The organism is Serratia sp. TSA_105.2 (assembly GCF_052692115.1).
This window is the reverse complement of the sequence record NZ_JBQZFT010000005.1, coordinates 191,190-208,084: the sequence shown is the minus strand read 5'-3', so window position 1 is coordinate 208,084 and position 16,895 is coordinate 191,190. Positions and strand designations below refer to the sequence as shown.

The window sequence follows — 16,895 nt, the reverse complement described above, 5'->3', positions numbered from 1 at the left end:
CCTAGAGGCGGGAAAAATCATTGAAAAGTGCAAGACCCATCAACAACACCAGCACGATAGAACCTATGCGGTAGCTGTAGTCCTGTACTCGCTCGGAAACCGGCCCACCCTTCAGCTTTTCTATCGCCAGGAAGAGGAGATGCCCACCATCTAACACCGGTAATGGGAACAGGTTGATGATACCCAGGTTGACGCTAATCAACGCCAGGAACATCAGATAATACACGAACCCGACTCCGGCTGACGCCCCAGCTCCCTGTGCAATCGATATCGGGCCACTCAGGTTGTTCAGCTTAACATCACCGGTTATTAATTTGCCCAGCATGTTGACCGTCAGCCGCATCAGCTGCCAGGTCTTGTCGCCGGCCTGATACAGCGCCGGGAACGGTCCATACTGGCGAATCGTCTTATACTCGTCCGGCAGCGGCAGCACTTTTGGAATGATGCCTGCAAAACCCACCGATTTGTCTTTTCCCACCGGCTTTGTATCCGGTATCAGCGTCAAAGACAAGGGGGCGCCGTTTCTTTCAATCTCCAAAGCCAGCGGCTGCCCCGGGCCATCGTGGATACGCTTCACCAGCGTCTGCCAACGACCCAACGGCTGACCATCGACTTTAACGATCCTGTCCCCCGCTTGTAAACCCGCCTTTTGCGCCGCCGAGTTAGGCTGCACTTCCGCCAACACGGATTCTATCTGCGGGCCGCGCGGCATAATGCCCAGCGCGACAACGGGATCCTGCTTGTCCGGTTCAAAGTTCCACTGGCGCAAATCCAGGGTTTTTGTCACCACCTGCGAAGAACCGAACGGCGCGACGCCGACTTCGGTTTGCGCATCGCCAATCTTCGCCACCAGCGCCAGACGAACTGATTCCCAATCAGGCGTTTCGATGCCGTCAACCGACTTTAGTTCCATGCCAGACGAAATTTCGGCCTTGGCGGCGATGGATTGCGGCGCGATTTCGCCGATAACCGGGCGGAAACTCGGCACGCCGATGATGAACACCAGCCAATAGGCAAGGATAGCAAACAGGAAGTTGGCGATGGGGCCGGCGCTGATGATGGCCGCGCGCTGCCAGACGGTTTTGTTGTTGAAGGCCTGATGGCGCATTTCCGGCGCCACCGACTCCACGCGCTCGTCCAGCATCTTCACGTAGCCGCCGAGCGGAATCAAAGCGATGACGTACTCGGTGCCCTGGCGATCGGTACGGCGCCACAGCGCCCGGCCAAAGCCGATGGAGAAGCGTTCAACGCGCACGCCGCAACGACGGGCAACCCAAAAGTGTCCGAACTCGTGCACGGTAATCAAAATACCGAGCGCAATCAGAAACGCCACCAGGTTCCAAAGCACGCTGACCATCATCCCTCACTTTCCGTCATCGACGGATTAAAACACCAACAGCATCAGGCAGGCAAACACCGGCACCGCCGCAGTCAGGCTGTCGATACGATCCAATATGCCGCCGTGACCGGGGATCAAATGACCGCTGTCCTTGATGCCCGCTTCGCGTTTGAACATGCTTTCGGTCAAATCGCCCAGCACCGAAGCCAGCGCGGCGAGCACAGAACAGGCCAACAGCGTGGTCGGCACCACGTTAAGTGGCGCGTAGCGGCCGAACAGCCAGGAAATGACCGCCGACGTCAGCAGCCCGCCAATCAGCCCTTCCCAGGTTTTACCCGGCGAGACCTTCGGTGCCAGCTTATGCTTGCCGAACAGTTTGCCGAACATGTAGGCGCCGGAATCCGCGCCCCACACCAGCAGCATCACGTACAGCAGCCACCAGGCGCCGGTAAACGGGTTTTGCTCGTAGCCGAACTGGCGCAGCGCCAGCATGCCCCAGAAGAACGGCACGATGGTCAGCAGGCCGAACAGCAGGCGCAGCGGGCGCGAATTGCGCCAGATGGCGGCCGAGCCGGGATAGAACAACACCAGCAGCAGCGCCGCCAGCCACCAGGCCAGCGACAGCCACAGCGAGCCGCTTATCTGCGGCACGGATTGATGGTAAGCGGGGACGCTGAGCATCATCAGCGCCAGCAGAAAACCGCACAGTATCGCCAGCCAGATGCGCTGCGAACGGGAGGTAAAACCGGCCAGTTGGCCCCACTCCCAGGCTGCTAACATGCACACGACGAGCGTTACCAGAGCAAAGGCCAGCGGCGGCAACAGGAACAGCGCCGCGATAACGATCGGGATTAGAATCAGAGCAGTTATGAGGCGATACTTCAGCAAAAGTTCTCCCTAGGACGCATCGGCGCCGATAGGTGTTGTTCCCCCGAAGCGGCGCTCACGTTGTGCAAATGCATTCAGCGCACCTTCAAAGACAAGTTCATCGAAATCAGGCCAGAGCACATCAGTAAAGTAAAGTTCAGCATAGGCGATTTGCCACAGCAGGAAGTTACTGATGCGATGCTCACCACCGGTGCGGATAACCAGATCCACCGGCGCCAGGTCGCTCATGCAAACCCGCTCGCTCAATAATTCCTCGCTGATCTGATCCGGGTGCAACTCCCCTACCCGTACCTGTTCGGCCAGTTCCTTTACTCCCTGAATGATATCCCAACGGCCACCGTAGTTGGCAGCGATATTGAGCGTCAGGCCATCGTTATTTTCCGTCAGTGCTTCAGAGCGGCGGATCCGCTCCTGCAAACGCGCGCTGAAGCGGCTGATATCGCCGATCACTCGCAGCCTGACGTTATGTTTATGCAGGCTTTTTACTTCACTATCCAGAGCACGGACAAAAAGCTCCATCAGGGCGGAGACTTCCTGCACCGGACGGTTCCAGTTTTCGCTGCTGAAGGCATAAAGCGTGAGCGCATCTAAATGGTGGCTGGCGGCAAAACTGACCGCGCGGCGAACCGATTTCACCCCTGCTTTATGACCGAAGACACGTAACTTGCCCTGACGTTTGGCCCAGCGTCCATTACCATCCATGATGATGGCGACATGACGCGGCCCCGGGGAAGATGGATTAGCCTCTTGTTGGTTTGCGGACGACATAACTCGTACTTATTTCCTCAATAGAAATATAACTGCCTTTCCGGAACATCAGGCCCTTACGCGCAAAAAAAGCCGTGTGCCCGACACGGCTTTCAGCCTGCCCTCACGATACCGGCGCAGCCGGGTCGCCATTGACGCACAAGGCGCCAATCGGGCCATAATTCAACGGTATAACCGCTGACAGGTGGCGCAGACTATACCACCTCAGCGGGGCATGAACAAACGGCCCCGCTGCGGCACGCGTGAATTACGAGCAAAATCGGATAATCGCCGTGCTCAACCGCGCAGCGCGCGAACGCGCTCCTCGGCGGCGGCGCGCGCCTGGCGGTCAATGTCTAAGACCGCTTCGATGCAGGTCGGTTCCTGCAGCGCTAGACACTCCACCACCTGGCGGTTGACCGCCGCGATGTCGGTGAAGCGAATCTGCTGCTGCAAAAATGCCGCCACGGCGATTTCGTTGGCCGCGTTCAGCGCAGTGGTCGCAGCCTGGCCGGCATCGAACGCTTCGATCGCCAGATACAGGCAAGGATAACGCTCGCGCTCCGGTTCGGCGAAGGTCAACGAACCGATGCGGCAGAAGTCCAGCGCTTCGACGCCGGAGTTCACGCGCTGCGGATACGCCATCGCGTGAGCGATCGGCGTGCGCATATCCGGCGTACCCAGTTGCGCCAGCACGCTGCCGTCGGCGTAACGCACCATCGAGTGAATCACCGACTGCGGATGCAGGATCACTTCCATTTGCTCGGCCGAGGCGTTAAACAGCCAGCGGGCCTCAATGTATTCCAGACCTTTGTTCATCATGGTGGCGGAGTCCACCGAGATCTTGCGGCCCATCGACCAGTTCGGGTGGGCGCAGGCTTGATCCGGGGTCATCGCGGCGAACTGCTCCAGCGGCGTGGTGCGGAACGGGCCGCCGGAGCCGGTAAGCACGATGCGCGAAACACCATGACTGTCCAGGGAAGAGTATCCCAACTGACGCTGAATACTCTCAGGCAAACTCTGAAAAATCGCGTTGTGCTCGCTGTCGAGCGGCAGCAACTGCGCCTGGCTATGCCGCACCGCATCCATAAACAGACGGCCGCAGGTGACCAGCGACTCTTTGTTGGCCAGCAGTACCTGCTTGCCTGCGCGGATCGCCGCCAGCGTCGGCAACAGCCCCGCAGCGCCGACGATCGCCGCCGTCACCTGATCGACATCGTCCAAAGCGGCCAGCTCGCAGGCCGCTTGTTCTCCGGCCAAGACTTCGGTAGCGACGCCGTTTTCCGCCAGAAAAGCGCGCAGCTCACGCGCGGCGCTTTCATCCGCCATCGCGGCGAAGGCGGGCCGGAATTCCATGCATTGCTGCGCCATGACCGCGACGTTACGGCCGGCCACCAGCGCTTTGATCGCAAAACGGTCGGGATTCGCCCTGACCACGGCCAGGGTGCTGGTCCCTACCGAGCCGGTCGAGCCAAGAATGGTCAGTTGCTTCATGAGTTCACTCTGAATAACTGTCTGATGAGATCGGAGGTGTTCCAGTGTGGAACCTTGGACACCGCTTGTCCATGATCTTTCAGTACGATGAAACGGGATCTGCGCCACAAAAAACAAAGCGCCGCCCAGGCGACGCTTTTTTTCTGCGCGATGCTGATTAGAAATCCATCAGCTCTTTTTCTTTCTCCGCCAGCGCGGCGTCGACCAGCTTGATGTAAGCGTCGGTCATTTTCTGAATCTCGTCTTGTGAACGACGTTCTTCGTCTTCGCTGATCTCTTTGTCTTTCAGCAGCGCCTTGACCTTGTCGTTGGCGTCGCGACGCACGTTACGCACCGCTACGCGGCCCTGCTCGGCTTCGCCGCGCACGATCTTGATCAGATCCTTACGACGTTCTTCGGTCAGCGGAGGCAGCGGAACGCGAATATCAGAACCGGCGGAAGACGGGTTGAGGCCCAGATCGGAGCTCATGATCGCTTTCTCAACGGCCTGGCTCAGGCTGCGGTCGAACACGTTGATTTTCAGCGTGCGGGAGTCTTCCACGGTCACGTTGGCCAGCTGACGCAGCGGCGTAGCGGCACCGTAGTATTCCACCATGATGCCGTCCAGAATGCTTGGAGAAGCGCGGCCGGTGCGGATCTTGCTGATTTGGTTTTTGAATGCTTCTACGCTTTTTTCCATGCGTGAATCAGCATCTTTTCTGATTTCATTAGTCACGTTGCAAACCCTTGGAAGCTGGTTACTTGGCAGGCGATACTCAAGTATAGCCCGTAATCGTACTCGGAGAGCGCGCGGCGCCTGGCGTCACGCGCGCCGAAAAAGGGGTGTGAACAGCCTTATTTGCTGATCAGCGTACCTTCGTTCTCACCCATCACCACACGGCGCAGCGCGCCAGGCTTGTTCATGTTGAACACGCGGATCGGCAAGCCGTGATCGCGGGCCAGCGTAAACGCAGCCAGATCCATCACTTTCAGCTCGCGCTCCAGCACGTCCTGATAGGTTAATTGTTCATACAGCGTCGCATCCGGGTTTTTCACCGGATCGGCGGAGTATACGCCATCCACTTTGGTGGCTTTCAGCACCACGTCCGCTTCGATCTCGATACCGCGCAGGCAAGCGGCGGAATCGGTGGTGAAGAACGGGTTGCCGGTACCGGCGGAGAAGATCACCACGCGGTTGTTGCGAAGCAGGCTGATAGCCTCTGCCCAACTGTAATTGTCACATACGCCGTTCAGCGGGATCGCCGACATCAGGCGGGCGTTCACATAGGCACGGTGCAGTGCATCACGCATAGCCAGGCCGTTCATCACGGTAGCCAGCATTCCCATGTGGTCGCCCACTACGCGGTTCATGCCGGCTTGCGCCAGGCCCGCGCCGCGGAACAGGTTCCCGCCGCCAATAACTACACCGACCTGAATTCCCAGTTCGACCAGCTCTTTCACTTCCTGAGCCATGCGATCCAAAACGCTGGCGTCGATACCAAAACCTTCTGCACCTTGCAGGGCTTCGCCACTCAGTTTAAGCAGAATACGCTGATATACGGGTTTTGCATTGGTTGCCATGGTGTTCTGTCCTAAGAAGCAGTATTAGTATTGGGGATTTCAGCCGATGAAACGCGCCTGAGGTGAGAATCACGCTGCAGGGCCTGCCACCGGTGTAATTCTGGCTGGATAGTATGGAACCGCCAGACGGCGGTTCCATCGACAGTCATTAAGACTGTTTGCTCATCGCGGCAACTTCAGCAGCGAAGTCGGTTTCGACTTTCTCGATGCCTTCGCCCACTTCGAAGCGAATGAAGTTGGTCACGTCAGCGTTGTGCTCTTTCAGCACCTGAGCAACGGATTTGCTCGGATCCATAACGAAAGGCTGACCGGTCAGAGACACTTCGCCGGTGAATTTCTTCATGCGGCCTTCAACCATTTTCTCTGCGATTTCTTTCGGCTTGCCGGACTGCATGGCGATGTCCAGCTGAACCTGGTACTCTTTTTCTACCACTTCAGCAGACACGTCTTCTGGCTTCACGAACTCTGGCTTGCTCGCCGCAATGTGCATTGCGATTTGCTTAACCAGCTCTTCGTCAGCGCCTTTAGCCGCAACCAGTACGCCGATACGCGCGCCGTGCAGGTAGCTGCCCAGCACTTCGCCTTCCAGGGAAGCAACGCGACGAATGTTGATGTTTTCGCCGATTTTTGCCACCAGCGCTACGCGCTCTTCTTCGAACTGTGCTTTCAGCACGTCAACGTCAGTGATTTTGCCGGTCATAGCGGCATCCAGCACTTTGTCGGCGAACGCCTGGAAACCGGCGTCTTTCGCTACGAAGTCAGTCTGGCAGTTAACTTCCAGAATGATGCCGTAGTTGCCTTCGATCTTGGTTTTGATCACGCCGTCAGCAGCTACGTTGCCTGCTTTTTTAGCGGCTTTGATCGCACCGGACTTACGCATGTTTTCGATTGCCAGTTCGATGTCGCCGTTGGATTCAACCAGCGCCTTCTTGCAATCCATCATGCCAGCGCCGGTACGCTCGCGCAGTTCTTTTACCAGGGCAGCGGTAATATCAGCCATTTATTTTTCCTCGGTTATCTCGCGTGGAGACAGTTCTCATTCAGATAAGCAAAGGGGGCCTTTACAGGCCCCCCTAACCAACATATGTCAATACCTGGTTAATAAGGGCTCAGTGACGAGCTTGCCTTATTATTCAGCTTCTACGAAGCCTTCTTCCGCCTGAACGGCCAGATCTTGAGAACGACCTTCACGCACAGCGGCAGCAACGGCAGTCAGGTACAGGTTTACTGCACGGATTGCGTCGTCGTTACCAGGGATGATGAAGTCAACGCCGTCTGGGTTGGAGTTGGTATCAACGATAGAGAATACCGGGATACCCAGGTTGTTGGCTTCTTTGATCGCGATGTGCTCGTGATCGGCATCGATAACGAACAGTGCGTCTGGCAGACCGCCCATATCTTTGATACCGCCCAGGGAGTTTTCCAGCTTGGCCAGTTCACGAGTGCGCATCAGCGCTTCTTTCTTGGTCAGCTTGTCCAGGGTGCCGTCTTGAGACTGGATTTCCAGATCTTTCAAACGCTTGATGGACTGACGAACGGTTTTCCAGTTAGTCAGCATGCCACCCAACCAGCGGTGGTTCACGAAGAACTGGTCACAGCTGTTCGCAGCGTCTTTTACCGCTTCGCTTGCTGCGCGTTTGGTACCAACGAACAGGATCTTGCCTTTACGGGAAGAGATCTTGCTCAGTTCAGCCAGAGCGGCGTTGAACATTGGTACGGTCTGCTCCAGGTTGATGATGTGAACCTTGTTACGAGCGCCGAAGATGAAAGGCTTCATTTTCGGGTTCCAGTAACGGGTCTGGTGACCGAAGTGAACACCAGCCTTGAGCATGTCGCGCATGGAAACAGTTGCCATGATTAAACCTCTATAGATTAATTGGGGTTATGCCTCCACGTATCCCATAACGCCGACCCTGGCGGCGACAAGTCACCTCAGGGCACCCCGGCGGATGTGCCGATACGTGTGTGTTATTTACACAAAATGAGTGCAGTTAAAGTATTTTCGGCCAATTCCTGCCAGGTCACAAGAACCAAGTCGCGGATCGCCGGCGCGCTTTATACCATAAACCCGCTGCCGACACCAACTTTTGTTGCTTTGCGCCGGGCATCGGGAAATGAAATTTGGCAGCCTCCGGCCGGGCTGATACCATAAGTCACTGCTTCTTATTGTCGACGATAACGACACCTGCGGACGAATTTCATGGCAATCTCAATTAAAACACCTGATGACATCCAAAAAATGCGCGTGGCCGGCCGCCTGGCCGCCGAAGTGCTGGAAATCATCGAGCCGCACGTCAAACCTGGCGTGACCACCGGCGAACTGGACCGTATCTGTCACGAGTACATCACCAACGAGCAGCAGGCTATTTCCGCCTGCCTCGGCTATCACGGCTTCCCGAAATCCGTGTGCATCTCGGTGAATGAAGTGGTGTGCCACGGCATCCCGAGCGACGACAAAACGCTGAAAGACGGCGACATCGTCAATATCGACGTGACCGTAATTAAAGACGGCTTCCACGGCGATACCTCGAAGATGTTCATCGTCGGCAAACCGACCATTTTGGGCGAGCGCCTGTGCCGCGTCACTCAGGAAAGCCTGTATCTGGCGCTGAAGATGGTTAAGCCGGGCATCCGCCTGCGCACCCTGGGCAAGGCTATCCAGCAATTCGTCGAGGCCGAGAAGTTCTCCGTGGTGCGCGAGTACTGCGGCCACGGCATCGGCGAAGTGTTCCACGAAGAGCCGCAGGTGCTGCACTATGATGCCGATGACGGCGGCGTGGTGCTGCAGGCGGGCATGGCCTTCACCATCGAACCGATGGTCAACGCCGGTGACTACCGCATTCGCACCATGAAAGACGGCTGGACGGTAAAAACCAAAGATCGCAGCTTGTCGGCGCAGTATGAGCATACTATTGTGGTCACTGATAACGGCTGCGAGATAATGACGTTGCGCAAGGATGACACCATCCCCAACATCATTACGCACGAGATGTAAGCACCGCGGCGAACGCCGCGTGCAGAATATCACCAGGCCGGCTTTTGCCGGCCTTTTTTATGGGCTGCGCACTATGTCTGACAATCTCCTTCAACAGGCGGCCCCGGCCGTGCCGATGCCGCCCGCCTCCCCCAGCACCTACGGCAATGACGAGCTCACCTGCCCGGTGCTGAAACAGCGGCTGGAACAGTTCCAGCTGTGGCTGGCGGCAGCGTTCGACGCCGGCGCCAGCGCTGAAAGCCTGGTGGCGGCGCGCAGCGACTTCATCGATCGCCTATTGCGCCGGCTGTGGACCTTCTACGGCTTCGAAGATATCCCGGAAACTGCGCTGGTGGCGGTCGGCGGCTATGGCCGCGGCGAACTGCACCCGCTGTCGGACATCGACGTGCTGGTGCTCAGCCAGCGCCGGCTGACGGAGCAGCAGTCGCAGCGGGTAGGCGAATTCATCACCCTGCTGTGGGATCTCAAGCTGGAGGTAGGCCACAGCGTGCGCACCCTGGAAGAATGCCTGTTGGAAGGGCTGGCGGATCTGACCGTAGCCACCAACCTGATCGAATCGCGCATGATCTGCGGCGACGTCGCGCTGTTTCTGCAGATGCAAAAACATATCTTCAGCGACGGCTTCTGGCCTTCACCGCAGTTTTTCCACGCCAAGATCAACGAGCAGCAGGAGCGCCACCAGCGCTACCACGGCACCAGCTATAACCTGGAGCCGGATATCAAAAGCAGCCCCGGCGGCCTGCGTGACATCCACACGCTGCTGTGGGTGGCGCGCCGCCACTTCGGCGCCACCTCGCTGGACGAAATGGTCGGCTTCGGTTTCCTCACCCAGGCCGAGCGCAACGAGCTGAACGAGTGCCAGAGCTTCCTGTGGCGCATCCGCTTCGCGCTGCACCTGGTGCTGCCGCGTTACGACAACCGCCTGCTGTTCGATCGCCAGCTCAGCGTCGCGCAGCTGCTGCGCTATGAAGGCGAAGGCAACGAGCCGGTCGAGCGCATGATGAAAGACTTCTACCGCATGACGCGGCGCGTCAGCGAGCTGAACCACATGCTGCTGCAGCTGTTCGACGAGGCCATCCTGGCGCTGGACGCTACCGAGAAGCCGCGCCCGCTGAACGACGATTTCCAGCTGCGTGGCGATCTGATCGATCTGCGCGACGAAACGCTGTTTATCCGCGAGCCGCAAGCCATCATGCGCATGTTCTACCTGATGGTGCGCAACCGCGAGATCAAGGGCATTTACTCCACCACGGTGCGCCAGCTGCGCCACGCGCGCCGCCATCTGAAACAGCCGCTGTGCACCATTCCGGAAGCGCGCGATCTGTTTATGGCCATCCTGCGCCACCCCGGCGCGGTGTCGCGCGCACTGGTGCCGATGCACCGTCACAGCGTGCTGTGGGCCTATATGCCGCAGTGGGGCAAGATCGTCGGGCAGATGCAGTTCGACCTGTTCCACGCCTATACCGTCGATGAACACACCATCCGCGTGCTGCAGAAGCTGGAGAGCTTCGCCGATGCGCAAACCCGGCCGCGCCATCCGCTGTGCGTGGAGCTGTACCCACGCCTGCCGCACCCGGAATTATTACTGTTGGCAGCACTGTTCCACGATATCGCCAAAGGGCGCGGCGGCGATCACTCGATCCTCGGCGCGGAAGACGTGGTGGAGTTCGCCGAACTGCACGGCCTCAACTCGCGAGAAACCCAACTGGTGGCCTGGCTGGTGCGCTGCCACCTGCTGATGTCGGTCACCGCGCAGCGCCGCGATATCCAGGATCCGACGGTGATCCAGCAGTTCAGCAGCGAAGTGCAGAGCGAAACCCGCCTGCGCTATCTGGTGTGCCTGACGGTGGCGGATATCTGCGCCACCAACGAAACCCTGTGGAACAGCTGGAAGCAGAGCCTGTTGCGCGAGCTGTATTTCGCCACCGAGAAACAGCTGCGCCGCGGCATGCAGAACAGCCCCGATCTGCGCGAACGCGTGCGCCACCATCGCCTGCAGGCGCTGGCGCTGCTGCGCATGGACAACATCGACGAAGAGGCGCTGCACCGCATCTGGAGCCGCTGCCGCGCCGACTATTTCCTGCGCCACTCACCGAATCAGCTGGCGTGGCACGCCCGCCACCTGCTGGCCCACGATTCCACCCAGCCGCTGGTGCTGGTCAGCCGCCAGGCGACGCGCGGCGGCACCGAGATCTTCATCTGGAGCCCGGACCGTCCTTATCTGTTCGCCGCCGTCGCCGGGGAGATGGATCGCCGCAATCTGAGCGTGCACGACGCCCAGATTTTCACCAACCGCGACGGTATGGCGATGGACACCTTTATCGTGCTGGAGCCGGACGGCAGCCCGCTGGCGCAGGATCGCCACGCGGCGATCCGCCAGGCGCTGCTGCAGGCCATCACCCAGCGGGAGTATCAGCCGCCGCGCGTGCGCCGGCCCTCTTCCAAGCTGCGCCACTTCAGCGTGCCGACCGAGGTCACTTTCCTGCCGACCCATACCGATCGCCGCAGCTACCTGGAGCTGACCGCGCTCGACCAGCCCGGCCTGCTGGCGCGGGTGGGCGAAGTGTTCGCCGACCTGGGGCTGTCGCTGCACGGCGCGCGCATTTCCACCATCGGCGAGCGGGTCGAGGATTTGTTTATCCTGGCCGACGGCGAGCGGCGCGCACTCGACCAGGAAACGCGCAGAAAGTTGGAGCAACGGTTGACAGAGGCCCTCACCCCAAACGATAAAATGTGATACAAGTAACTTTTTACCGACAACATCAGGAAAGAGAACAGCATGCAGCAATTACAGAACGTTATTGAAAGCGCCTTCGAGCGCCGTGCGGACATCACCCCGGCGAACGTAGACACCGTAACGCGCGAAGCGGTAAACCAGGTGATCGGCCTGCTGGACAGCGGCGCCCTGCGCGTCGCCGAGAAGATCGACGGTCAATGGGTCACCCATCAGTGGCTGAAGAAAGCCGTGCTGCTCTCTTTCCGCATCAACGACAACAAGGTGATGGACGGCGCGGAAACCCGCTATTACGACAAGGTGCCGATGAAGTTCGCCGACTACGACGAAGCGCGCTTCCAGAAGGAAGGTTTCCGCGTCGTGCCGCCGGCCACCGTGCGCCAGGGCGCGTTCATCGCTCGCAACACCGTGCTGATGCCGTCTTACGTTAACATTGGCGCCTACGTCGACGAAGGCACTATGGTAGACACCTGGGCCACCGTCGGTTCTTGCGCGCAGATCGGCAAAAACGTTCACCTGTCCGGCGGCGTCGGCATCGGCGGCGTGCTGGAGCCGCTGCAGGCCAACCCGACCATCATCGAAGACAACTGTTTCATCGGCGCGCGCTCCGAAGTGGTGGAAGGCGTGATCGTGGAAGAAGGCTCGGTGATTTCGATGGGCGTATACCTCGGCCAGAGCACCCGCATCTATGACCGCGAGACCGGCGAAATCCATTACGGCCGCGTGCCGGCGGGTTCGGTGGTGGTTTCCGGCAACCTGCCTTCGAAAGACGGTTCTTACAGCCTGTACTGCGCGGTGATCGTCAAGAAAGTCGACGCCAAAACGCGCGGTAAAGTCGGCATTAATGAGTTATTGCGTACTATCGACTAAATTGAAATAGCGGGTGATTCACCCGCTATTTTTTTGTCTGCGTTTCGCTGGCAGTCACAGTCGCAAATCTCGCTTTCCGCCATAATTGCAGTCGTGGAATATAACGATCACATCTAAAGAGGGCGCAGTATGTACGATAACTTGAAGAGTTTGGGCATCAATCAACCGGAAGACGTCGATCGCTATAGCCTGCGTCAAGAGGCCAACAACGACATCCTCAAGATCTATTTCCGTAAGGACAAGGGCGAGTTCTTCGCCAAGAGCGTGAAGTTCAAGTACCCGCGTCAGCGTAAAACCGTGGTGGCGGACAACGCCGGCCAGGGCTACAAGGAAATTCACGAGATCAACCCGAACCTGCGTTACGTGATCGACGAACTGGATCAGCTTTGCCAGCGCGATCAGGTGGAAGTGGATCTGAAGCGTAAAATCCTCGACGACCTGCGCCATCTCGAAGGCGTGGTGTCGCACAAGATTGCCGAGATCGAATCCGATCTGGAAAAACTCACCCGCGGCAAGTAATGCGGATCGGTTGACCCGCATCATCGCCAAGGCGCCCTTTCGCGGCGCCTTTTTACTTTACGATTGCAGCAGCGTGCCCCACTGCTCGACCCACGGGCAGGCGGCCACTTCCGGCTCCGGCTGTTCCATCGCATCGATCTCCAGCACTTCGCTCACGCGGGTGGCGCCCTGCTCTTGCAGCAGCGCGTCGAACGCGCGCCCGGCGCCGCAGAAGTTGTCATAGCTGCTGTCGCCGAGGGCGATCAGCCCATAGCGCAGCTCCGGCTGGTAGCCGACCTGATCGCGAATGGCGTGGAACAGCGGCGCGATGCTGTCCGGCAGATCGCCCTGCCCGGTGGTGGAGGTGATCACCAGCGCGTAGTGCTGACGATAAAACTGCCAGGCCTCCAGCGTGCCCTCTTCGAACAGTTTGACCTCATGGCCCTGCTCGCTGAGGATGTTTTGCGCCTCTTCCGCCACCAGCAGCGAATTGCCGTAGACCGTTCCCACGAAGATACCAACCTGAGCCATGGCTCCTACTCCCTTCATTACCTTTAAAAATTGTCAGCTATCCTGACCGTTAGCCGCGCTAAACTCAACCCCGGCAAGTTCAGGGAATACCCCTGCCCAGCCGAACTGCGCCATCACCCCTTGCCAGTCTTCGTCCCAGCGCGCCGTCACCTGCAGCGGCTCGCCGGTCACCGGGTGCGTCAGTTGCAGATGGCTGGCGTGCAGCATCAGGCGCGGGCAGCCGAAATGCTGCGCCATACCGCGGTTCTGCCGCAGATCGCCGTGCTTGCTGTCGCCGATGATCGGATGGCGAAGATGCGCCATGTGGCGCCGCAGCTGGTGCTTGCGGCCGGTTTCCGGCTGCAGCTCCACTAGGCTGTACCGCGCGCTGTCGTAGCGGCCGACGGCTACCGGCATCTCTACCTGCGCCAGCGGCCGGTAGTGCGTCACCGCCGGCTGCGGCCCCTTATCAGCATCGGCATGTTTATCGGCGATTTTGTCCAGCTCCGCCGTCAGCGGGTAATCGAGGGTCGCCCCCTCCTGCACGTAACCGCGCACCACCGCATGGTAGGTTTTCTGCACCTGATGCTGCTCGAACTGCTGCGACAGCAGGCGCGCCACCTCGCTGGAGAGCGCCATCAGCAGCACGCCGGAGGTCGGGCGATCGAGACGGTGCACGGTAAAGACGTGCTGCCCGAGCTGATCGCGCACCGTTTGCATCATAAAGCGTGTTTCATGACGATCCAGCCAACTGCGGTGTACCAACCAGCCCGACGGCTTGTTCACCGCCACCAGGTGTTCATCCTGATACAAAATCTCAATCACATCGCTTTCCCAGGTAAATAGCCGTTTCGGGCGCGAGTATAACAGGCGTACGGCTCAGCGCTAGTTCACCCATTCGATGGTCACCAGGCGCGTATCGGCGCGGCCGCGATCGTCCACCGCCCGAATGCGGTAGCGCCCGTTGTCGATCGGCCGCCAGTCGATCGGCTTTTTGCTGGCGCTGCTGCCGAGATAGATATCGTCAACGAACCAGTACACCGTCTTGCTGTCGGCGTCCGTTACCGCATTGAAGGCGATTTTGTCCCGCCCCTGCTGCGACTGGCGCAGGGTGTAGGTAGTATTTTTCAACGGCGAGGTGATGCGCGGCGCGTTGCCGCCGACGGCGATGCCGTGGTCCTTGCAGCGGTTGACCGGCGGCGCCCGCTTCGGCAGCCCGGCCTGGGCGAACACGTTGGCCAAATCGGAAGGCCAGAATTCAAAAATTTCGGTGCGGGTCTGCGCCGCGTCATACGGCGGGCAGACGACCTCGCCGCTGTGAATATCCAGCACCACCGGCCGATAGACGCTGTCGACCTTGATCGGCGACTTGCCGGGAATGAACCAGGTCTTGCCCTTCTGCTGGCACCACGGCGTTGGAAGATCGCCGCTGGCGAGACAAATCTCCACCCGCCGCAGTCGTTGGGGGAACGGGTGCTTCGGTTCCCGCAGGCCGGGGTAGCTGGCGTTGACGCTGTCGATGATGTTGAAGAACAGCGGTGCGGCCGCCTCGGCGCCGACCAACGCATTGTTGCCGCGCCCGTCGAAATTGCCCTCCCACACCACCAGCACGTAAGGGCCGAAAATCCCGACGCTCCAGGCGTCGCGAAAGCCCCAGGAGGTCCCGGTCTTCCAGTAGACCGGCAGCGATGAAGAACGCTGTGCCAGCGTATCACCCGGCCGCCGGTGCTGGCGCAGCATATCCAGCGTGATGAAACTGGCCTCCTCGCTCAGCAGCCGCACCGGCGTCGATTCGGCCTCGTTCAGCTGCATGCGAAGCGGCCGCAGCTCGCCGCGGTTCGCCAGCAGCGCATACAGCTTCGCCAATTCCTGCGCCGTCACCTCGCCACCGCCCAGCACCAACGACAGCCCGTAGTGGCTCTCGCTGGCCATATTGGCCACGCCGGTCAGACGCAAAAACTGATAAAAGGTCGGCTGGCGTAGCTGCGAGGCGACATACACCGCCGGGATGTTACGGCTGAAATTCAGCGCATCGGTGGCGGTCACCGGGCCGAGAAAGCGCCGGTCGAAGTTTTCCGGCGCATAGGCGCCGAACGACGAAGGCACGTCTTTCAGGATGGTCATCGGATGCAGCACGCCCTGCTCCATGCCCAGCGCGTAGATAAACGGCTTCAGCGTCGAACCCGGCGAGCGCTTGGCGTTGGTACCGTTTACCTGCCCCTGGATCGGCCGATTGTAATAGTCCGCCGATCCCACCAGCGCACGCACCCCCATATCGCGGCTGTCCACCAGCAGCACCGCGGCGTTTTGAATGCCGCGGCTGCGGTTGCGGGCGATAAACGCGTTGACCTGCCGCTCGACCAGCCGCTGCAACCCGGCGTCCAGCGTGGTGTCGACGCGCGTATCGTGCTGTACCAGTTGCTGCGTCTGCTGGCGCAGCTGTTCGATAAAGTGCGGCGCGATATAGGGCACTTGCTCAGGCTGCCGCAGCGCCAGCGGCAGGCGGAACAGCGTTTGCTGGCTGGCGTCGGTGGGGTAAACCCGCTGCCAGCGCTGGAACAGACGGTTGCGCGCCTGCGTCAATGCAGCGCCGAGCACGCCGGTTTTCGGCTCCAGACGGTAGCTGGGCGACTGCGGCAGCACCGCCAGCGTCAGCGCCTCCGGCAGGGTCAAATCCTTCGGCGACTTGGCGAAATAGATCAGGCTGGCGGCGCCGATGCTTTCGATGTTGCGGCCGTAAGGGGCGTAATTCAGGTAGGCTTCCAGGATATCGTGCTTGGAGTAGCTGAGCTCCAGCTGCACCGCGCGCAGCACCTGCAGCAGCTTGCCGCCCGGTGTGCGGGTGTTGAGATGCCAGCGCATGCGCGCCAACTGCATGCTGATGGTCGACCCGCCCTGCATTTTGCCGCCGGCGACATAGCTGCGCCAGAAGCCGCGCATCAGGCTGACGGGGTTAAAGCCGGGGTTGTAGTAGAACCAGCGGTCTTCGTGCAGCAGCAGCCCGCGTACCGCCAGCGGTGACATCTGCTCCAGCGGGGTCCACAGCCGGTAGCGATCGTCGTTGGCCAACGTGATGCGCAGCAGCGCGCCATGCCTGTCGTAATAGACGGAAGACTGCGGCAGCCCCTGCCACAGGGGCGGATGCGGCCACAGCCGAATCGCGGCCAGCAGCAGCGCCAGTAAAAACGCCGCCATCAAGCCGTTTTGCAGCACGCGCCCGGTCAGGATCTTCATACGTTATCACCGCCCCGGCGCCAGAC

The 16,895-nt window shown here is 59.7% G+C and carries 15 protein-coding genes; 4 read left to right on the top strand and 11 right to left on the bottom strand.

Features of this window, described 5'->3' with window-relative positions; translation table 11 throughout:
- Position 1: 1 nt before the first annotated feature.
- The 8 genes from rseP to rpsB form a co-directional block, all read right to left on the bottom strand.
- Positions 2-1,357 carry a sigma E protease regulator RseP gene (rseP, locus tag ACUTSC_RS17470; RefSeq protein WP_004931952.1) on the bottom strand — a complete coding sequence of 452 codons (1,356 nt, stop codon included), beginning with the start codon at positions 1,355-1,357 and terminating at the stop codon, positions 2-4.
- A gap of 27 nt (positions 1,358-1,384) precedes the next feature.
- Positions 1,385-2,227, bottom strand: coding sequence for a phosphatidate cytidylyltransferase (cdsA, locus tag ACUTSC_RS17465; protein ID WP_063990765.1), 843 nt, complete (start codon positions 2,225-2,227; stop codon positions 1,385-1,387).
- Between the two features lie 9 nt (positions 2,228-2,236).
- On the bottom strand, positions 2,237-2,995 hold the full coding sequence (gene ispU / locus ACUTSC_RS17460) for a (2E,6E)-farnesyl-diphosphate-specific ditrans,polycis-undecaprenyl-diphosphate synthase (protein WP_063990764.1): 759 nt from the start codon (positions 2,993-2,995) through the stop codon (positions 2,237-2,239).
- A 276-nt stretch (positions 2,996-3,271) separates the two neighbouring features.
- Entirely contained in the window at positions 3,272-4,468 is a 1,197-nt protein-coding gene (gene ispC / locus ACUTSC_RS17455; RefSeq protein ID WP_197773465.1) for a 1-deoxy-D-xylulose-5-phosphate reductoisomerase, read from the bottom strand.
- Between the two features lie 157 nt (positions 4,469-4,625).
- Complete coding sequence (frr, locus tag ACUTSC_RS17450; RefSeq protein WP_004931943.1) at positions 4,626-5,183, bottom strand: ribosome recycling factor; 558 nt, start codon at positions 5,181-5,183, stop codon at positions 4,626-4,628.
- A 119-nt stretch (positions 5,184-5,302) separates the two neighbouring features.
- Complete coding sequence (pyrH, locus tag ACUTSC_RS17445) at positions 5,303-6,028, bottom strand: UMP kinase (protein WP_004931940.1); 726 nt, start codon at positions 6,026-6,028, stop codon at positions 5,303-5,305.
- 148 nt (positions 6,029-6,176) lie between these two features.
- Complete coding sequence (gene tsf / locus ACUTSC_RS17440; protein WP_197768396.1) at positions 6,177-7,028, bottom strand: translation elongation factor Ts; 852 nt, start codon at positions 7,026-7,028, stop codon at positions 6,177-6,179.
- 129 nt (positions 7,029-7,157) lie between these two features.
- A complete protein-coding gene (gene rpsB / locus ACUTSC_RS17435; protein ID WP_016929891.1) occupies positions 7,158-7,883 on the bottom strand; it encodes a 30S ribosomal protein S2 in 726 nt (241 codons plus the stop codon).
- 345 nt (positions 7,884-8,228) lie between these two features.
- On the opposite strand from rpsB, the gene map reads away from it, so the two are divergent.
- The 4 genes from map (at position 8,229) to ACUTSC_RS17415 (ending at position 13,146) form a co-directional block, all read left to right on the top strand.
- Positions 8,229-9,023 carry a type I methionyl aminopeptidase gene (gene map / locus ACUTSC_RS17430; protein WP_004931936.1) on the top strand — a complete coding sequence of 265 codons (795 nt, stop codon included), beginning with the start codon at positions 8,229-8,231 and terminating at the stop codon, positions 9,021-9,023.
- A gap of 73 nt (positions 9,024-9,096) precedes the next feature.
- The gene (gene glnD / locus ACUTSC_RS17425; RefSeq protein WP_197768397.1) at positions 9,097-11,760 is read left to right on the top strand and encodes a bifunctional uridylyltransferase/uridylyl-removing protein GlnD; all 2,664 of its coding nucleotides are present in this window, start codon (positions 9,097-9,099) and stop codon (positions 11,758-11,760) included.
- Positions 11,761-11,802: 42 nt separating this feature from the next.
- Positions 11,803-12,627 (top strand): 2,3,4,5-tetrahydropyridine-2,6-dicarboxylate N-succinyltransferase, encoded by an 825-nt coding sequence (dapD, locus tag ACUTSC_RS17420; protein WP_004931932.1) that lies wholly within the window; start codon positions 11,803-11,805, stop codon positions 12,625-12,627.
- Positions 12,628-12,756: 129 nt separating this feature from the next.
- Entirely contained in the window at positions 12,757-13,146 is a 390-nt protein-coding gene (locus tag ACUTSC_RS17415; protein WP_006318690.1) for a DUF3461 family protein, read from the top strand.
- Positions 13,147-13,203: 57 nt separating this feature from the next.
- On the opposite strand, the gene ACUTSC_RS17410 is transcribed toward ACUTSC_RS17415, so the two are convergent.
- Genes ACUTSC_RS17410 through pbpC form a run of 3 tightly spaced genes read right to left on the bottom strand, consistent with a single transcriptional unit; the run spans position 13,204 to position 16,869 of the window.
- A complete protein-coding gene (locus ACUTSC_RS17410; RefSeq protein ID WP_033654121.1) occupies positions 13,204-13,656 on the bottom strand; it encodes a flavodoxin in 453 nt (150 codons plus the stop codon).
- A 33-nt stretch (positions 13,657-13,689) separates the two neighbouring features.
- On the bottom strand, positions 13,690-14,460 hold the full coding sequence (gene truC / locus ACUTSC_RS17405; RefSeq protein WP_103830292.1) for a tRNA pseudouridine(65) synthase TruC: 771 nt from the start codon (positions 14,458-14,460) through the stop codon (positions 13,690-13,692).
- 60 nt (positions 14,461-14,520) lie between these two features.
- A complete protein-coding gene (gene pbpC / locus ACUTSC_RS17400) occupies positions 14,521-16,869 on the bottom strand; it encodes a penicillin-binding protein 1C (RefSeq protein WP_197768398.1) in 2,349 nt (782 codons plus the stop codon).
- Positions 16,870-16,895 lie beyond the last annotated feature (26 nt).